General features: G+C 43.9%; 13 protein-coding genes. 4 read left to right on the top strand and 9 right to left on the bottom strand.

The window, feature by feature from the left end:
- Positions 1-11: 11 nt before the first annotated feature.
- Positions 12-5,024 carry a S8 family serine peptidase gene (locus tag ACVBIK_RS14005; RefSeq protein WP_447169928.1) on the bottom strand — a complete coding sequence of 1,671 codons (5,013 nt, stop codon included), beginning with the start codon at positions 5,022-5,024 and terminating at the stop codon, positions 12-14.
- A 614-nt stretch (positions 5,025-5,638) separates the two neighbouring features.
- On the opposite strand from ACVBIK_RS14005, the gene ACVBIK_RS14000 reads away from it, so the two are divergent.
- Entirely contained in the window at positions 5,639-5,899 is a 261-nt protein-coding gene (locus ACVBIK_RS14000; RefSeq protein WP_447169927.1) for a hypothetical protein, read from the top strand.
- On the opposite strand, the gene rlmB is transcribed toward ACVBIK_RS14000, so the two are convergent.
- The 8 genes from rlmB to zapE all read right to left on the bottom strand — a co-directional run bounded on the left by rlmB (position 5,891) and on the right by zapE (position 14,477).
- On the bottom strand, positions 5,891-6,631 hold the full coding sequence (gene rlmB, locus ACVBIK_RS13995; protein ID WP_447169926.1) for a 23S rRNA (guanosine(2251)-2'-O)-methyltransferase RlmB: 741 nt from the start codon (positions 6,629-6,631) through the stop codon (positions 5,891-5,893). The two genes, ACVBIK_RS14000 and rlmB, sit on opposite strands and share 9 nt — an antisense overlap.
- Positions 6,632-9,115 (bottom strand): ribonuclease R, encoded by a 2,484-nt coding sequence (rnr, locus tag ACVBIK_RS13990; RefSeq protein ID WP_447169925.1) that lies wholly within the window; start codon positions 9,113-9,115, stop codon positions 6,632-6,634.
- A gap of 41 nt (positions 9,116-9,156) precedes the next feature.
- Positions 9,157-9,780 carry a tetratricopeptide repeat protein gene (locus ACVBIK_RS13985; protein ID WP_447164504.1) on the bottom strand — a complete coding sequence of 208 codons (624 nt, stop codon included), beginning with the start codon at positions 9,778-9,780 and terminating at the stop codon, positions 9,157-9,159.
- 169 nt (positions 9,781-9,949) lie between these two features.
- A complete protein-coding gene (locus ACVBIK_RS13980) occupies positions 9,950-11,245 on the bottom strand; it encodes an adenylosuccinate synthase (RefSeq protein WP_447159617.1) in 1,296 nt (431 codons plus the stop codon).
- A gap of 66 nt (positions 11,246-11,311) precedes the next feature.
- Positions 11,312-11,500, bottom strand: a complete 189-nt coding sequence (locus ACVBIK_RS13975; protein WP_447159618.1) for a DUF2065 domain-containing protein — start codon at positions 11,498-11,500, stop codon at positions 11,312-11,314.
- A 664-nt stretch (positions 11,501-12,164) separates the two neighbouring features.
- The gene (gene rpsI / locus ACVBIK_RS13970) at positions 12,165-12,557 is read right to left on the bottom strand and encodes a 30S ribosomal protein S9 (protein ID WP_249000655.1); all 393 of its coding nucleotides are present in this window, start codon (positions 12,555-12,557) and stop codon (positions 12,165-12,167) included.
- Positions 12,558-12,571: 14 nt separating this feature from the next.
- A complete protein-coding gene (gene rplM / locus ACVBIK_RS13965) occupies positions 12,572-13,003 on the bottom strand; it encodes a 50S ribosomal protein L13 (protein WP_012278742.1) in 432 nt (143 codons plus the stop codon).
- A gap of 364 nt (positions 13,004-13,367) precedes the next feature.
- On the bottom strand, positions 13,368-14,477 hold the full coding sequence (zapE, locus tag ACVBIK_RS13960) for a cell division protein ZapE (RefSeq protein WP_447164505.1): 1,110 nt from the start codon (positions 14,475-14,477) through the stop codon (positions 13,368-13,370).
- Positions 14,478-14,772: 295 nt separating this feature from the next.
- Here zapE and ACVBIK_RS13955 point away from each other — a divergent pair, with 295 nt between their 5' ends.
- The 3 genes from ACVBIK_RS13955 to degS all read left to right on the top strand — a co-directional run bounded on the left by ACVBIK_RS13955 (position 14,773) and on the right by degS (position 17,884).
- Positions 14,773-15,138, top strand: a complete 366-nt coding sequence (locus ACVBIK_RS13955; RefSeq protein WP_442529498.1) for a ZapG family protein — start codon at positions 14,773-14,775, stop codon at positions 15,136-15,138.
- Between the two features lie 165 nt (positions 15,139-15,303).
- Positions 15,304-16,659 carry a DegQ family serine endoprotease gene (locus tag ACVBIK_RS13950; RefSeq protein WP_447159620.1) on the top strand — a complete coding sequence of 452 codons (1,356 nt, stop codon included), beginning with the start codon at positions 15,304-15,306 and terminating at the stop codon, positions 16,657-16,659.
- Between the two features lie 142 nt (positions 16,660-16,801).
- The gene (degS, locus tag ACVBIK_RS13945; protein WP_447159621.1) at positions 16,802-17,884 is read left to right on the top strand and encodes an outer membrane-stress sensor serine endopeptidase DegS; all 1,083 of its coding nucleotides are present in this window, start codon (positions 16,802-16,804) and stop codon (positions 17,882-17,884) included.
- The last annotated feature ends 251 nt before the right edge of the window (positions 17,885-18,135 follow it).

Raw genomic sequence — 18,135 nt, 5'->3', positions numbered from 1 at the left:
ATAAGGAAAGGTTAGCGACGACGATAGAGCAGTAAAGAGGAGAGCATTAATAATAGCCAGCCTGATAGTGCGCCCCCCGAGCTTTCATCACTTTCTGCAGGGGGTTCCTCCGCATTGGCTTTGGCGTTAACTATCACAGATACACTCGCGGTAGCCGTTTCACCAACCTTATCGCTCACAGTCACCTCAAAACTATGAGAACCAATGGCTAATCCCGTTACCGATGGACTCACCGATGTCACGTCAGATATCACCCCTGGGCCATGCCATAAATAAGATAGGCTATCGCCAGCATCTATATCACTACTTGCTGAGGCATCGAGTGTTACCATATTACCTTCGATTATCGTGATATCACTATCAGCAACCATGGCCACTGGCGCATCGTTGACATTGGTATAAGTGAGAGTAACCGTATCACTAGCAATATCGAACTCACTCTCATTATCTTTAACCATCACAGTCACGCTAGCTGAACCAGTATAGTCCTCCTCAACTGGCGTAATGTTGACCGTGCCGCCCGATGCATGTTCTGATATATTGACAATAAACAGGCTTTCATCAATGTTGACTGCAAGGTGATTACTCACCTTGTTAGCATCGTGATACAGTACCTCGAAGCTTGCTGTTTCCCCCTCTGCTACGGTTTGATCATGGAGATCATTCATCACGATATTTGCCGTAACTTCAACCGATACCGTTTTAACTTCTGCCATTGCTCCGGCTAGCGAGTCAGTGAAAACCAGTTCATGGGTCTTTCCTGCGGCCGCTTCACGAATATTCGCAGAGAAAGTAACATCAAACCCTGTTTGCTCTGGGCCAGTATAATCCATGCACACGGCAAGGTTGTTAGACAACTTATGCTCTAAGTCATTGAATGCATATGAATCACCTTCGAACTTTTCGAACGGGGTATCATAATTAACAATCAAGCCAAAATAGTTATGGAAACCGATACTCCCCTGACCATCTGTTTGATTTAAATTGTTATAACTAAATACCATCTCAAAATCGCCTGGATTATAGCTGATATTTGTACGAATAAAGGTTTCGAAATCTACATTATGCCCTTCATTACCATAACCTGTACGAGTGACATTATCCCATTCGATTAACATATATTCTCTATCATCGGTATAGCTCACAGAGACACCAGACATCTCTTCATGACGGTTATCACCTTCGGCGTGCAGATAGGTCGTTTTATGATCTCCAATCCAATAAGGAGCAATGACATATTTACCCGTAGATTGACCTGGATAAACCTCTTGTGGAAATTCAACGTGGTTATAAGGCATATAACTGTCATCGAATTGTATAAAACCAGCAGGGTTTATTTTTACTGAAGTGAATTTATTCACACCAAAAAAAGGAATATGTAGCGAATCATCATCGGTTTCGAGTAGATCTTTTAACTCAAAACGGAACCAATCGTCATAATATTCTCCTTCCAATCCTTCGATTGGACGCCAGCCGTGTTCGCTTAAGTTTACATAGTCATATTCAGCACAGTAAGGATCATCCTCACTGGTGGTAATAACATAATTACGCTCAATATCAAGACCTGTTTGTTGCGTTCCTACCAGTGTTAATTGTTGGCCATTAAGTTCAGGAACCATCGGTGTATTAGATGATGACTTAATACTATCAGGAATAATTTCAAATCCTACAGGCATAGAAAGATCGATTGCAAACTCACGGTCCTGACTGGTCAAATTGGCAAGATAGCTAATCTTAAAGTCGATAATATCACCCGACTTCACACGATTTTTACTAACCTCAAAACTAATCGCTTCGTCTTCTTGCTGTATCAAGATAGGTACAAACCCAATATTATTAAAGTCTTGAGGATTAGACCCAACCTCGAACCCACCAAAATACATATCACCAACATTCATATCTTGAATATCATATTGCACTTTAATATCGTAAGCTTGATGGCCATTGGTAGAACTCGGACCCGTCGCAACCAGGTTTTGCTTATCGTCGCCGACCATCGCAGAGACAAAACTAAGATCTCGTTTTTCATCGCCCCATAATGTTGATGCGAATACGGCCCAATAATTACCGGCTTGAGGGTCAATTAAGGCGCAAAAGTTATCACTTTCGTAGGCGGACGATAGACAGATCATTTCGTCTTCTTGTGCTACACCATCACCATTACTATCCTCACCTAAAAAGATCGCGAATCCATTCTTATCTTCACCTGTTGTATGTACAGCTAATAATTTTTGATTTTCAGTAACTGTGTATAGCTCAGTATGAGTATGCTCACGATTCAATTCATCGAATGGGTTATCCACTCCTGTTGTTAACTCTATGGTTTTAGGGGTTGCTTTTACCATCCCATAGCTACGAGTAGTAAACTCTGTTGTTTCTTTAGTTTGAATACCTTTGAGAGTAAAGGTCCCCGAAGAGCGGTGTGCATTTACAGCCACGAAATCAGGCAAGCCATCGGCACTTGTATCTGTCCAATAAGGCAGACTTGTTGTTGGAATAGAGCTATCGGTTGGCGTCAGTACAATACGCCCCTGGTTACCAAAAATATCTTCACCAACAAAGCCAGAGTCAATATAGGCATTACGTTTTGCTTTGATAACGATAGCTTGCTCTTCCCCCGCTGCTAGAGTGAAATCCGATGGAATAATATCAATCTCGTAATTACCACGAATACGCTCATGAGTCGCACTCCAGCTGCCAGTTTTAGTGGCTTTAACTGTGCGTAAAAAACTGCATTCTTCATAGCAGTCTAAATTCACCATATAAGCCGTATTTAGGTTACGCATGTCGCCACCTAAATCAGGGTTGGCTTTTTCCATATTTTCCATACTTTCATCTAGCACTAAACCCGCATTGATGGCCGCCACTGCGTCTATTTGACCATTGCCAATATCTTGTAATTGGGATTTCTCTTTGTAATCTATATTTTCATGCTCATATTGACTCCCCCAAGATGGCTCATAAACATCTTGATTAGCAGTGCTGATCATTGCCGATTGTAATTCCATTACCGACCACTGAGGATTGCTCTTAGCAATAAGTGCTGCGATGCCTGCAATATGAGGTGTGGCCATTGATGTTCCTGAGATATTAGCCCAGTCACTGGCACCTACAGAGCTCATCCCTAGCAATTGTTGATCCGCAAATGGCGCGTACACTTTCACTGCTGGCGCTGCAATATCCACAACTAACGTATTGAGTAAAAATGCAGAAGGGCCACGAGAACTCGCTTGATAGCTAAATGTTTCGTCAAATTGTGAATGGTTCACCGAAGACTCTGTGATCGTCACTTGATGATCTGTCGTCCCCCAACTATCTAACCAAGAGCTAATGCGACCACCATCACGAGAACCAATAACGATTCCAGGTAAAGAGAGCTGCCATTGAGAGTCAGCGCCGTTATGCCAGTTTGCTACAATAACGCCACCAGCACCTCCAGCTTTTACATTGTCAGATATATCCAATGGCGTCATGGTCGTACCATATACCATACTGCAAAGAACGATTTGATCTGACGTGAATGTATCAACCGCAAAAGCTTGCTCACATGCACGTTCATCATAATACATAGGCTGCACAAGCGGCCCTGAAATACTTCCGGATAACGAGCTCCCCAAAGGGTCTGGGTAGGCTTCTCCTACATAATTAGCAAAAGGATGATCACCATAATCTGAGCTGGCACTGAAGTTGGTGACTAAACGGGAAAGCGTACTTAACATGTTAGCCGTAGTCCCACCAACAGTTGTTATCCAAGGTGAGGAATTACTCGCTGTAAACTCAAAACCTGAATTACCTGCCGCAGCAGCAACAAAAATGCCATTATGAGCCGCGTTTAAAAAAGCGGTCTGCATTGGCCAATAGTAAGGGTGATCTGCACCAGCGCCTAATGATGCGTTAATAACGTCAACACCATCAATAATTGCATCCTCAATGGCACTAATAATTGCTTCTGTGGGGCAGCCTCCAACAGCTCCACATACTTGATAGGCAATTAAATTAGCATGAGGGGCCATTCCAGAAACCTGTGGAAGAATATGTTCCGTTTGCTTGCCATCAGACTCTGTTTTCATCTCAGGCACTGTAAAAGGGACATCATATAGAATATTTCCGACAGCTGTGCCTGCAGTGTGTGAGCCATGACCATTATAGTCCTCACCATTTTTGACAATATGGTGGGGATACTCATCAGTTATTTCAGGATAAGAGTAAACGCCGACTAACTTGCTATTACATAAGCTAGCATTTGTGACGCAATCCCCTTTATAAATACCGTTACCATAGGGGTTAATGATTTGATAACCATCATCACCTTTGTCTGCAAATGATGGATGGTCGCTATTGATACCAGTGTCAATCACACCAACGATGATTCCCTCACCTTGGTTCGGCATCAACACACCATCGCCAGCCCAGATGGCACTCGCCCCTGTTTGTTCTGCGGTATTATTGGTACTTATTTTATAGTCAATGGATCGAGAGATATGTTTTACACCCGCGACATCCGCAAGTTGTTTGGCTTGTTCTTGCGTCATCTCAACGCTAAATGCATTTAACGCAATTGAAAATGAGCGCTTCATCTGTAAGCTTAAACTTTTTTGTGCAGAAGCATTTTCGAGTAGATTTTGCTGCTTACTTTTTAGAAAGCTGACATATGACTTTACTGTAGAATGATTTAGGTCGATCCCTTTTCCTGTGCCACTTCCAATCATTTTTTTAAATTTATTATTGGTAGCTACGAATCCTTTTACGCCACCTTGATAAGAGGAAACAGGGGCATCGCTCAACTGAACAATATAGGTGTGCACACCTGTTATGCCTCTTTCTGCAACAAATATCTTATGCTGCTTTTTTATATGTTGATTAACTTTACCAGAAAACTTGGTTTCAATGCGGGGTTGGACCGCGAGAACGGACTGTTCAATTGACGGAGCTATCCTGTCAACCAGAGGATTGGCTGTTGCAGCAACGCCCGCTGTATATAAGGCTGACAGTGTAACCACTGTGAGTGGTTTGACTTTAAACATGTTACCACCTTTCATTTTGTTATTTAACGTATTGGCTTTTGCGTAAGCTCGTCCTTTGAAAAAAGGTAGTTGAGACAATCAACGCATCCACAACATACTATTAACAATGAGAAAATGTCGTCCGAAAGTGTCTTGAAATGTACCAAAGTGTACCCAGACTCAATCGAGCCGAGCTTGTGTTGAATAGTGAGTAAATTTTAGGCATAAAAAGTCATAAAGCAACAGCGTCATGACATGCCAACACATTGTTATATATAAAAATTTAAACAACAGCTAGACTAAAATCAAAAAACACAGGCTTATGAATAATTTAGGGGGAAAGGTGAGTGAGAGTGAATTAAAGGGTAACGGATTAAATTCAGACAAGACTAACTAGATTATAAAATTTCCCTGAATAATCATCGACACCAGCAAAAATGGCGCGGCGGACTCATCTACCGTAGTAGTATCAGGAGGTACTTCGATACTGACTTGAGTTCTTCTAGGACAAGGTATAACTCCACCCCCTCCTTTTATCAATAACTAAAGCTAGGTAAGGGGCATCACACCATTAATCATGCCTATCCACATTTATTCGTAGGTAACAAAGAAATATAACTGCGAAAAGGTCAGCCGTGGCTATTATTTTGGACGTGTTTATTTTACCTGAGATGAATATGGAAGTTATACCCACCTTGCAACGGTTTCTGCTGGTAATGCCTTCGATGGCATTAGCCCTTCAAAACGGTCTGAGTTTTGATACTGGTATAGACAGTCGCAACAAAGAGCCTGTTTCACATCAGCATGCTGCAGATACGAAAATGCCGATACTTAAAACAATATCGGCATTAAATCACTCAGTACGAGTTAAACATTCATTTAACTTGTTACGCTAATCGTTGGCGTACCGCTTCAAATAAGCAAACGCCAGTCGCAACTGAAACGTTTAAGCTCGATACACTACCCGCCATTGGGATCGACACTAATGTATCGCAGCTTTCACGAGATAAACGGCGTAAACCTTTACCTTCGGCGCCCATCGCGATTGCTAGAGGGCCTGTCAGACTTGCTTGGTAAATCTCACAATCTGCTTCGCCTGCTGCGCCGATGATCCAGATACCTTTTTCCTGCAAGCTACGCATAGTGCGCGCAAGGTTAGTCACTTGATATAACGGCACCACTTCTGCTGCGCCACAAGCCACTTTACTGACAACTGGCGTTAAGCCCACTGAGTTGTCTTTTGGCACAATAACGCCATGTACACCTGCAGCATCAGCATTACGTAAACATGCGCCTAAGTTATGCGGATCGGTAACACCATCTAGAATCAACAAAAATGGTACTTCAGTTTTTTCTAGCATCGCTGACAAATCATTGTCACTCAGAATTTTTGCCGGCTTAACCTTGGCAACAACGCCTTGATGTTGGCCACCGTCAGACTTCTCGTCTAATGCTTTGCGAGAAGCGTACTGTACTGACACGCCCCACTCTGCAGCCATTTCAAGAATAGGAGTCAGTCTCGCGTCATCACGACCTTGAAGCACCCACATTTCAATTACACGCTCAGGGCTGTTTTTAAGTACCGCTTCAACTGCGTGTAGTCCAAAGGTCATATCTTGCTTTTTCATCTATTTCTTACTCGCTTTACGCTTGGCTGACTTAGCTTTATTTGCTGAAGATTTTTTTGCCGAAGCTTTTGTCTTTGTCTTGTTAGCAGCGCTGCTGCCGCTCTTATATTTACCGCTGCTAGACTTAGCGCCTGAGCGGCTCGGCTTGCGTTTCGCACCAGACTTAGATTCAGAGTCTGAACCACCGTCCGCGCCTTTGCCACTTGAAGACTCACGCTTAGAGCCAAGCTTTGCACCTTCGCGATTAACTCGCTCACGGGCCGTTAATGGCTTAGTTGGTCTACGACGTTTACCACCTGCTGAGTCACCTTCCATCATCAAGTCAATTTGACGGTCATCAAGATTAACCCCGGCAACTTTAACCGTTACCATATCGCCAATTTGATAAACCTGACCTGAGGCTTCGCCCACTAAACGTTGGCGCATATTATCGTATTGGTAATAATCACTGCCTAGACTTGAGATATGCACTAAGCCGTCAATAAACAGGTCATTAAGACGTACGAACATGCCAAAATGCGTTACAGAAGCAATAACCGCTTCAAATGTGTCACCGACATGGTCTTGCATAAACTCGCATTTAAGCCAGTCATTGACATCACGAGTGGCCTCATCGGCACGACGCTCTGTGGTTGAACACTCTTCACCAAGCTTATCAAGCTCTTCAATCTTATAATGATAACCACCATCAGCAGTCCACTGATCAGTTAAATTACCTTCTTGCTTAGCAAGTAGATAACGGATCACTCGGTGCAGTATCAAGTCAGGATAACGACGAATTGGTGAAGTGAAGTGTGAATACTCCTCTAATGCCAAACCGAAATGCCCTTCATTATCCGGGGTGTAAGTCGCTTGGCGCATAGAGCGCAGCAACATCACCTGAATAAGCTCGGCATCGGGTCTGTCTGCAATTTGCTCCATCACCGCTTGGTAGTCTTTCGGCTCAGGCTCTAGGCCACCAGCCATTGTTAAGCCACGCTCTTTAAGGAAGTCCTTAAAGTTCGTTAGCTTTTGTTCTGAAGGTGCCTCATGCACACGGTATAACACTTCACCTTTGTGCTTTTTAACAAACTTAGCTGACGCAACGTTGGCTAAAATCATACATTCTTCAATGATCTTATGCGCTTGGTTACGGTTACGCGGTACGATCTTGTCGATCTTACGTTGCTCATTAAAAATAAATTGCGTTTCTGTGGTTTCAAATGCAATGGCACCACGCTCTGCGCGAGTTTGTTCTAATGTCAGGTATAGCGACTGTAATGTCTGTAGGTGCGGGAATATCAGCTTGAGCTTATCGCTCACCTCTCCACCTTCAAGCATATCGGCAACCTGGGTGTAGGTTAAACGCGCATGTGAATGCATCACTGCTGGATAAAACTTGTAACCTGATAGCTTACCTACCGCCGAGATGGTCATCTCTGCAACCATACAAAGACGGTCGACTTCTGGCATCAAAGAACACAGACCATTAGAGATCTTCTCTGGCAACATAGGGATAACTTGCGATGGGAAATACACCGAGTTACCACGGGCGCGAGCTTCTTTATCGAGTGCCGATTCAGTGCGAACATAATGGCTCACATCTGCAATAGCCACCCATAAACGCCAGCCACCAGACTTTTTCTTCTCAGCGTAAACAGCATCATCAAAGTCACGTGCATCTTCGCCATCAATCGTAACTAGCGGTAAATGACGCAGGTCGACGCGGCCCTCTTTGTCAGCCTCGGTCACTTCATCAGGTATTTTACGTAGTTTTTTCTCAATCAAGCTAGACCAGGTGTGAGGTAGGTCGTAATTGCGTAGCGCAATCTCAATCTCCATCCCCGGCGCCATCTCTTTTCCTAGCACTTCAGTCACTTTACCTGCGGCTTTGACATAACGACCCGGTCTGCGTGTAAGCTCAAGTACCACGATATCGCCTTGACGCGCGCCTAAACGATCTTCTTCAGGGACCAGAATCTCTTGCGTAATGCGGCGGTCATCGGCAATCACAAAGCCCATGCCAGCGTCCAAGTGGAAACGGCCAACTAAAGCAGCGCTGCGCTCTTCCACTAAACGTACAATACGCGCTTCACGGCGACCTTTACGGTCGACACCCGCTTTTTGTGCAAGAACTCGATCACCGTGGAAATACATCAGCATGTCACGGTTATTAATATAAAGGTCGTCACCGCCTTCTTCTAGCTTCAAGAAGCCAAAGCCGTCACGGTGGCCAATAACGGTACCGGTTAGCAAGTCCATTCGTTCAGGTAAGCCATATGCTTTGCCGCGGGTAAAAACAAGCTCACCATCACGCTCCATCGCTCTTAGGCGACGACGAATAGCTTCTAGCTGTTCTTCACCTTCAATTTTTAAGGCTGTGGCAATGTGTTCACGGGTTAACGGGGACGTTTGCGAGCGCAAGTATTCCAAAATATACTCGCGGCTTGGGATAGGGTTTTCGTACTTCTCTTGCTCACGCTTAATATGCGGATCTTGTATCATTCATTTTCCAAATTATTGACATGACCTCTACTGGGGCATGCTTATTGTGGCGTTCTAAGGTGCTCTTTCTTTGCCCTAGCAACTGCGCTGGGCGGCATCTTTGCCTCTAACACCTTTAACAAATTAATTGCTTCGGCTTGCGTGGTTTCATCGCTAAACACTTCATTGTAAAGCCAATGAAAACCCACTTCGTAATCACGAGGACTACCATAGCCCTCACCAAATAACCGAACCAACATCATGCGAGCAGGCAGATCACCTGTCGCGGCAGCTGGCAATGTATACTGCACAGCGCGTTGTTTATCTTCGATGACAAATTTACCATCGTGATAATACTCAGCCATTCTAACCATGGCTTCAGCACTCCCCTGCTCAGCAGAGGTTTTTAACATAGCGATCCCACGCGGCGGGTTGGCCTTTACGCAGATCCCATAGTTGAGCATTTCCGCCCAAAGATACTGATACAAAGGCTGCTTTAGCACCTCAGCCCTTGCTTCAATATCCTGCACTATCTGGCAGTCATCACCTTTAACTTGCGTTAAATAACGTTTGCTCCGAATTAACTCAACCAGCTGCTCCTGAGTATAAACATCAACCGCCTTAGGAGTCGCAAAACTTGGTAAAGATAATATAGACAAAATTATAATCAATGCATAACGCAGCATAAGGATTCTCAATGACAATAGGGTTAATCTAATAACGTGTTATCAAGTGACCAATATTAAAGGATTACTCGAATATACTCTATTTAATGTCATCGGCAGTATAACGTATTTCTTGAGTACCGCTTTAGAGGAGTCAATAAAAAGGCCGCTAATTTGCGGCCTCTTGTTATTAACTAAACGGATTCACTAGAATCATGGTCTCGTTTCTATCCGGACCCGTTGAGATAATATCGATTGGCGTTTCTAACAACTCTTCTAGACGCTTAATGTAGTTCAATGCTGCTTGTGGCAGTTGCTCTACAGAAGTCGCACCAAAAGTTGATTCGCTCCAACCAGGCATAGTTTCTAGAACTGGAGTAACCAGCTCATAACCTTCAGCCGCTAGCGGTGTTGTCGTAGCAACAGTTCCATCTGGATACTGATAGCCAACACAAATCTTAACTTCTTCTAGTCCGTCTAGAACGTCTAGTTTAGTTAAGCAGAAACCGCTTACGCTGTTGATTTGAACTGCGCGCTTCATCGCAACGATGTCTAACCAACCTGGACGACGTTTGCGACCAGTAGTTGCGCCAAACTCGTGACCCTTAGTACCTAAGTAGTCGCCGATTTCGTTTTTCAATTCTGTAGGGAAAGGACCAGCACCAACACGTGTGGTGTAAGCCTTCATGATACCCAGAACGTAATCTAGATGACGAGGACCAAATCCAGAACCTGTTGCAACACCACCAGCAGTAGTATTAGAAGAGGTTACGAACGGATAAGTACCATGGTCAATATCTAGTAACGTGCCTTGAGCACCTTCAAATAGAATTGGTTCGCCAGCTTTACGTGCCTGATCAAGTAGCTCAGATACGTCAGTGCACATGCTCTTCAAGTAATCAGCAATCGCGAGAGCATCTTTCAATGTCTCTTCGTAATCAACTGCGTCGCACTTGTAATATTCAGTCAGCATGAAGTTATGGTAAGCCATCACTTCTTTTAGCTTAGTTGCAAACAATTCTGCATCAAACAGATCGCCTACGCGTAAACCACGACGAGAAACTTTATCTTCGTATGCTGGACCGATACCACGACCCGTTGTGCCAATTGCATTATTGCCGCGCGCTTTTTCGCGAGCAATATCAAGAGCACAATGGAATGGTAAGATCAGAGGACATGCTTCAGAAATTAATAAACGTTCCTCTACAGGTACGCCACGCTCTTTAAGCATGTTAATTTCTGTCATCAGAGCGTCAGGTGCTAGCACCACGCCGTTACCAATAATGCACTTAACATTATCGCGTAAGATCCCTGATGGAATAAGATGAAGAACGGTTTTATCGCCATCAATTACTAAAGTGTGACCCGCATTGTGGCCACCTTGGTAACGAACGACATATTTAGCCTGTTCGGTAAGAAGATCGACTATCTTACCCTTTCCTTCGTCACCCCATTGGGTGCCGAGAACTACAACGTTTTTGCCCATTATTTGCTGCACGGTAGTGGTTAAAACGGGATTTTAGCAGATCTATAGGGGCGGTAGGCAAGTAATTTATGAAAAAATAATCAATAACACCACACCAACAGTGACTAAAGAACCACCTAACCTTCGCAAAAGTTGCTGATTTTGATTGGAAATTTCTTTTAAGTAGGCCCGCCAACGATTTGGAAACAAAAGTGGCCCAATTCCTTCAATAATTAACACAAAACCCAATGACATCATGATTAACTCAAAAGACATAACAATGTGTTCCTTAGGGTGAACAATCTAGCGGATAAAACCGCAATAAAGTACTTAAACTAATCAAAAGCACTTCGGAGCCAAGCTATCAAACGAATACCTATTCTGTATCAAGATCTACTCGCTCTGCGAGAATTTAACGCTGCAGAGGCTGTGTTATTAGTTGCGTCTCGGTAACAGCTCCTGCGTTACTCTACTCCCTATATCCATATAGTCGTGCATTTATGGCATTCGCAGCGCCTGACCATCCAGATAGGGAGGAAATCTCTTATGTATGTAGAGAACATACAAGACCATGCTATTCGCAACAAGTGAAGAGACCTTTAAGCCTGTTAACACAACATCGTAAGCAGTAAAACTCGCCATTTAGAAGTGTTTTAGCTGCTTATACCAATTGCACTAAGTATCTGTTCATTCAGTGGGAGGAAGCAAGCATTCTACCCGCCATTGGCCTTGAATTCGTTCGCCAACAAACACTCTTAAGTAGCTGACATTATTATACGGATTGGTATAAGCCCTAAAGCACTCGTGACAAGCTAGCACTTAACGCTTTTCAAGCTAACTGTTATAGCAAAATAAAGAGACACCATCAGCGATGATGGTAAATGTTAGGCAATAAAAAGCCCAGCATATAGCTGGGCTTTTTGAATTCTGAAAGCGAAAATTAACGCTTAGAGAACTGTGGCTTACGACGTGCTTTACGTAGACCAACTTTCTTACGCTCAACTTTACGAGCATCACGGGTAACGAAACCAGCAGCACGTAGAGAAGGACGTAGAGACTCGTCAAGTTCCATCAACGCACGGGTAATACCGTGACGGATTGCACCTGCTTGGCCAGTGTTACCACCACCCTTTACAGTTACCATGATGTCTAACTTCTCAGTCATTTCAACTAGCTCTAGAGGCTGACGAACAACCATACGAGAAGTTTCACGACCGAAGTATTCGTCTAGAGGTAGCTTGTTAACGATAATGTTACCAGTACCTGCTTTAGCGAATACGCGAGCAGTAGATGTTTTGCGACGGCCAGTGCCGTAGTATTGAGTTGCAGCCATTGCTATAATCCCGTTTAGATATCAAGTACTTGAGGTTGTTGTGCAGCGTGGTTATGCTCTGTACCAGCGTAAACTTTAAGCTTACGGAACATGGCACGGCCCAATGGACCTTTAGGTAGCATACCCTTAACAGCCTTTTCGATAATCATTTCAGGCTTATGAGCTTGTAGCTTCTCAAAAGTGATCTGCTTAATGCCACCGATGAAACCTGAGTGTGAATAGTAAACTTTGCCTTTAGCTTTGTTACCAGTCACAGCAACTTTATCAGCGTTAATAACGATGATGTAGTCACCAGTATCTACATGAGGCGTATACTCTGGCTTGTGCTTACCACGTAGGCGAGAAGCGATTTCAGTAGAGATACGACCCAAAGTTTTACCTTCGGCGTCAACGACGAACCAATCACGAGTGACTGTTTCTGGTGTAGCAGTAAAAGTAGTCTTCATTTACAAAAACCCAATGTTAAAATTCTGTCTCACATGCTTATGCCATTATTGGCAAAAACACAAAAAATGCCATTCCCCGCCCCTTCGAGCAAAGAATTAGGCTTTACAACTTCCACCTAAATGGTGGATAACGAGGGCAGGTTGCGGATTATAGACAAAGCTGAGTTAAAAATCACCTGTTTTTTTAGTTTAATTCTTATCAGTTTTAAATCATTGTTGGCCAACGCTTGCTCTATTTCAAAAAACGTTAACCTACTGTTTGCCGCTATCCGCATATCAAGGGCACTCGGTCCAAAAACGTGCCACATTGTCTGTCTCTACTCGGTTATTTTTAAAGAGTTTACGCTATTTAGCTGATTTACCTTTAGGGGATATGCTCTAAAGCAAGATAATCATGGGATTGCATCTCTGTTAGCCTTGACCGACAACGCCTAAATTCAAAGCTAAGTAAACCTTCTGTATAAATGTCTTCTAGTGATACCGCCGATGAGATAATCAACTTAACATTACGCTCATAAAACTCATCCACCATGGCTAAGAAACGACGAGCAATATCATCTCCAGTCAAATGCTCACCCATCTGCTCAACATTACTGAGTAATACCGTGTGGTAAAGTCTGGCGACTTCCATATAGTCGCGTTGACTTCTTGGGCCATCACATAACGCTCTAAAGTCGATAAGCAAGACGCCCTGAGCTTGCTGACGTATATCGATCACTCTGCCGTCAATTTCTAATCCTTGGGTCGAGACCTCTGACTCTGGCGCTAACTTTTCAAAGTACTCATGCAAATTCTGCTCAGCTTTCGCATCAAGCGGTGAATGGAATATTTCAGCTTGCTCTAACGTTCTTAAACGGTAATCAACACCAGAATCGACATTTAATATATCGCAGTGCTTATTAATAGCCGCAATAGCGGGTAGGAAACGCGCGCGCTGCAATCCATTACGATACAGCTCATCAGGTATAATGTTAGAGGTCGCAACCAATGCTACCCCTTCTGCAAATAGTGATTCACATAAGGTGCCGAGCAACATGGCGTCTGTGATGTCTGAGACAAAAAACTCATCGAAGCAAATCACTTGGTATTGTGCCGCCATCTTTTTAGCGATGATAATCAGCGGGTCTCTTTGACCCTGTAGCTCGGCAAGATCAATATGTAATTGGTGCATAAAGCGATGAAAGTGTGCCCGTAACTTTTTATCGCCCGGCAAAGCATCAAAAAACGTATCCATAAGATAGGTTTTTCCGCGCCCTACTCCGCCCCACAAATATAAGCCTTGAACTGCAGGCTTGTGTTTTTTACTAAAAAATGAAAACAGACCGCCACTCTTTAGTGGGTGAGAATTTAAAGCAAGCAGATCATCATAGACCCGTTGTAACTGTTTTACGGCTTGTTCTTGTGCAGCGTCATGTGAAAAGTCATCTCGGGTTAAGTCTTGTTGATAATGCTGCCAGGGGGTTAATTGCGACACGTAAATCATTCTCTATATTGTAGGGGTTACACACAAATCAACTCAATGTGAGCCGTTTGACGTCTTTTTATGCGTAATATACTAGCACGCAACAAAGCCGCAATGCATATCTGCCCTATACACGTAAATCGCCCAATATTTATAGGAGATTGATACAAATCAGCTCTACTCTGCTAAACATTGATCCGTATGACGATTTATTTTTAGTGGATTCTTCAGTAAACAGTACCACGCTAGAAAGCTGCGATGTATATTTGGCAGCATCAACATCATATCAGTATATTTAGGAGTCTATATGGAGTGGGCATTAACCCTTGCCGCGTTTGTGATTGGTGGCGTATTCGGCTATCTAGGCCATACTTTATTAGCCAAAAATAATCGACATAAAAACAATAATGAACAGTTAGAGCAAACACAGCTTGAACTAAGCCAGTATAAACAAGAAGTATCAGATCATTTCGATGACCACTATAAACAGCTTGCAGAGCTGAGCGCACAACTAAACCGAGTTAACCAGCAGTGGAATGCATCAGCTAAGCTGTTTACCTCTCCGGCCACAGACAAACAACTACCAGAATTAAAGCTACTGTCTGCTGACAAAGGAAAAGATATCGATAATCAAGCAGAGCTGCTTGAAGAACCACAGCCTACCCTTGCCTGAGATTGTGGGGATAAATTAACCTTTATTAATAATTGATGAACTTTTTGATACTCACTTGAGTCCGAAACAATATGAATGAAAAGCTCTTTACGTATCAGCGTCTAGCGCAGCACTTATATTGAAGAGCCATTCAATTTAGTTTTGAAAAATTGGAGTAATATTTAAATGAAGACAAAATTATCCTTACTTTCAGCAGCGATATTAGGCGCAGCACTGACATTGGCCCCAGTGGTTTCCCAAGCCGCTATTCCCTTGGCCGTTAATGGGCAAGAGTTGCCTAGCTTAGCCCCAATGCTACAAAAAACAACACCTGCAGTTGTTGCTGTGGCAGTGTCCGGCACCCATGTTTCTAAGCAAAAAGTACCTGATGCTTTTCGCTATTTCTTTGGCCCTAATGCGCCACGCGAGCAAGTGCAGGAGCGCCCATTTAAAGGCTTGGGATCAGGGGTAATCATTGACGCAGACGAAGGCTATATCGTTACCAACAACCATGTAATTGAAGGTGCAGATGAGATCCTTATAGGCCTGCACGATGGCCGTGAAATAGAAGCAAAACTGATTGGCGCCGATGCCGAATCTGACATTGCCCTGCTGCAGATCAAAGCTAAAAACCTTACAGCGTTAAAGCGTGCTGATTCAGACGAGCTGCAGGTTGGCGATTTTGCCGTAGCCATTGGTAATCCATTTGGCCTTGGGCAAACCGTCACCTCAGGCATTGTCAGTGCCATGGGTCGAAGCGGCCTCGGTATCGAAATGCTAGAAAACTTTATTCAAACCGATGCTGCAATCAATAGTGGTAACTCAGGTGGCGCCTTAGTTAACCTTAACGGTGATCTTATCGGTATTAATACCGCTATCGTCGCTCCCGGCGGCGGCAACGTGGGAATAGGCTTTGCCATTCCCGCCAACATGGTGAACAACTTAGTCGAACAAATTATTGAACACGGTGAAGTACGCCGCGGCGTTCTCGGTGTTATGGGCCAAGATTTAACCAGTGAGCTAGCGAAAGGTTTTGGTATTGAAACTCAGCATGGCGGCTTTATTAATGAAGTTATGCCTGACAGTGCTGCCGATAAAGCCGGTATAAAAGTCGGCGACATTATCGTTAGCGTTAACGGGCGCAGCATTAAAAGCTTCCAGGAGTTACGAGCGAAAGTGGCGACTATGGGCGCGGGTTCAAAAGTTGAGTTTGGCCTTATTCGTGACGGAGACGAAGAAACCGTTACTGCGATTCTTGGTGAATCAACTCAATCTGCTGAGGCAGCAGCTGGAGCCGTACACCCAATGCTACAAGGGGCTAAACTTGAAACAAGCAACTCCTCTGGTGTTGAAATTACCGATGTCGCTCAGGGCTCACCCGCAGCTGCAAGTGGCTTAATAAAGGGCGATGTGATTGTTGGCGTCAACCGTACTAAAGTGAAAAATCTAAAGGGGCTTAAATCGGCACTCGAAGATCAAAAAGGGTCTGTCGCGTTAAAAATTAAGCGCGATAACACAAGTCTTTATTTGATCCTTAGATAGTCATCACTATGTCTGTAACAAACAGCCGAGCGTAATGCTCGGCTATCTTTTTAGCATTTAAAACGCATTATCATTGGGTACTAAGTACAAGCTAGTACAAACATGTTAATATAATTCATCTTTTCAGCATTTACTCTCAGACATGATCATCAAAGACGCTCTTATATATGTCGGTAAAGCCATTATTTTTGGCCTTATCATGGCTGCAGTTATTATTTTTGTTTTACCACTGATTACCGGCCAGAGCTTAACCAACGGCATTACCAGCCGAGTCTCCACAAGTAGCAACGAACTGTCTTTCTCTAAGGCGGTGCGCAGAGCAGCACCTGCTGTCGTCAATATTTATAGTCTGAGCATCGATCAATCTAAGCCGTTAAATCCTGGATCCCTTCAAGGATTAGGTTCTGGCGTGATCATGAGCTCTGAAGGCTACATATTAACGAACTACCATGTCATCAAAAGAGCCGATGAAATCGTTGTGGCTTTGCAAGATGGCAGAAAATTCACCTCTGAAGTGGTTGGTTCCGATCCTGAAACCGATTTAGCGGTACTTAAAGTTGAAGGTGATAACCTTCCTGTTGTACCTGTGAGCCTAGATATCCCGGCTCGTGTTGGTGATGTCGTACTGGCTATTGGTAACCCATACAACCTAGGACAAACCATTACCCAAGGGATCATCAGCGCAACGGGTCGTAACGGTTTGAGCTCTGGGTATTTAGACTTCTTGCAAACCGATGCAGCCATTAATGCCGGCAACTCAGGTGGTGCACTCATTGATACCGCTGGCCAACTTATTGGTATTAACACCGCAGCCTTCCAGATTGGTGGCGAAGGTGGTGGACACGGTATTAACTTTGCCATCCCAATTAAACTAGCCCACAGCATTATGGGTAAGCTGATTAAAAATGGCCGCGTTATACGTGGCGCACTTGGCATTAGTGGTGAAGCCGTCGGTCCGGTTATGGCGCAAATATTAAATATCCCCGATCTAACGGGTGTCGTGATTACCGAAATTGACCCTAATGGTCCTGCTGCAAAAGCTAAATTACAGCCTCGCGATGTGATAACCAAATATGAAGGCGAGTCTATTCCCGGCGTAGAGATGCTGATGGATAGAATTGCTGAAACCACACCGGGTAAACAAGTGATGATGACCGTTATTCGAGAGGGGAAATCCTACGAGGTCCCTGTCGTGATAGGCGAAAAGCCAGTTCACTATAATTAGGTTCTAGGTCTGAGAATTAGCAGGTTCTAGGTCTGAGAATTAGCAGGTTCTAGGTGCTAGGTGCTAGGTGCTAGGTTCTAGGTGCTAGGTCTGAGAATTAGCAGGTTCTAGGTGCTAGGTGCTAAATTCTAGGTTCTAGGTTCTAGGTGCTAGGTGCTAAATTCTAGGTTCTAGGGAGGGTGTAACAGATTCTGTGTAACTGCAGTTTTAGTTAATATGTTTCACAAGTCTGTCTTCAAACTCAATAATAA

The sequence above is a fragment of the Shewanella sp. 125m-1 genome (genome assembly GCF_052977065.1).
This window is presented reverse-complemented; position numbering and strand designations above follow the sequence as displayed.

Bases quoted from the DNA above. Each gene is read 5' to 3' on its own strand.
- ACVBIK_RS14005 (WP_447169928.1), bottom strand. From the start codon at position 5,024: ATGTTTAAAGTCAAACCACTCACAGTGGTTACACTGTCAGCCTTATAT.
- rlmB (WP_447169926.1), bottom strand. From the start codon at position 6,631: ATGAAAAAGCAAGATATGACCTTTGGACTACACGCAGTTGAAGCGGTA.
- rnr (WP_447169925.1), bottom strand. From the start codon at position 9,115: ATGATACAAGATCCGCATATTAAGCGTGAGCAAGAGAAGTACGAAAAC.
- ACVBIK_RS13985 (WP_447164504.1), bottom strand. From the start codon at position 9,780: ATGCTGCGTTATGCATTGATTATAATTTTGTCTATATTATCTTTACCA.
- ACVBIK_RS13980 (WP_447159617.1), bottom strand. From the start codon at position 11,245: ATGGGCAAAAACGTTGTAGTTCTCGGCACCCAATGGGGTGACGAAGGA.
- ACVBIK_RS13975 (WP_447159618.1), bottom strand. From the start codon at position 11,500: ATGTCTTTTGAGTTAATCATGATGTCATTGGGTTTTGTGTTAATTATT.
- rpsI (WP_249000655.1), bottom strand. From the start codon at position 12,557: ATGGCTGCAACTCAATACTACGGCACTGGCCGTCGCAAAACATCTACT.
- rplM (WP_012278742.1), bottom strand. From the start codon at position 13,003: ATGAAGACTACTTTTACTGCTACACCAGAAACAGTCACTCGTGATTGG.
- ACVBIK_RS13955 (WP_442529498.1), top strand. From the start codon at position 14,773: ATGGAGTGGGCATTAACCCTTGCCGCGTTTGTGATTGGTGGCGTATTC.
- ACVBIK_RS13950 (WP_447159620.1), top strand. From the start codon at position 15,304: ATGAAGACAAAATTATCCTTACTTTCAGCAGCGATATTAGGCGCAGCA.
- degS (WP_447159621.1), top strand. From the start codon at position 16,802: ATGATCATCAAAGACGCTCTTATATATGTCGGTAAAGCCATTATTTTT.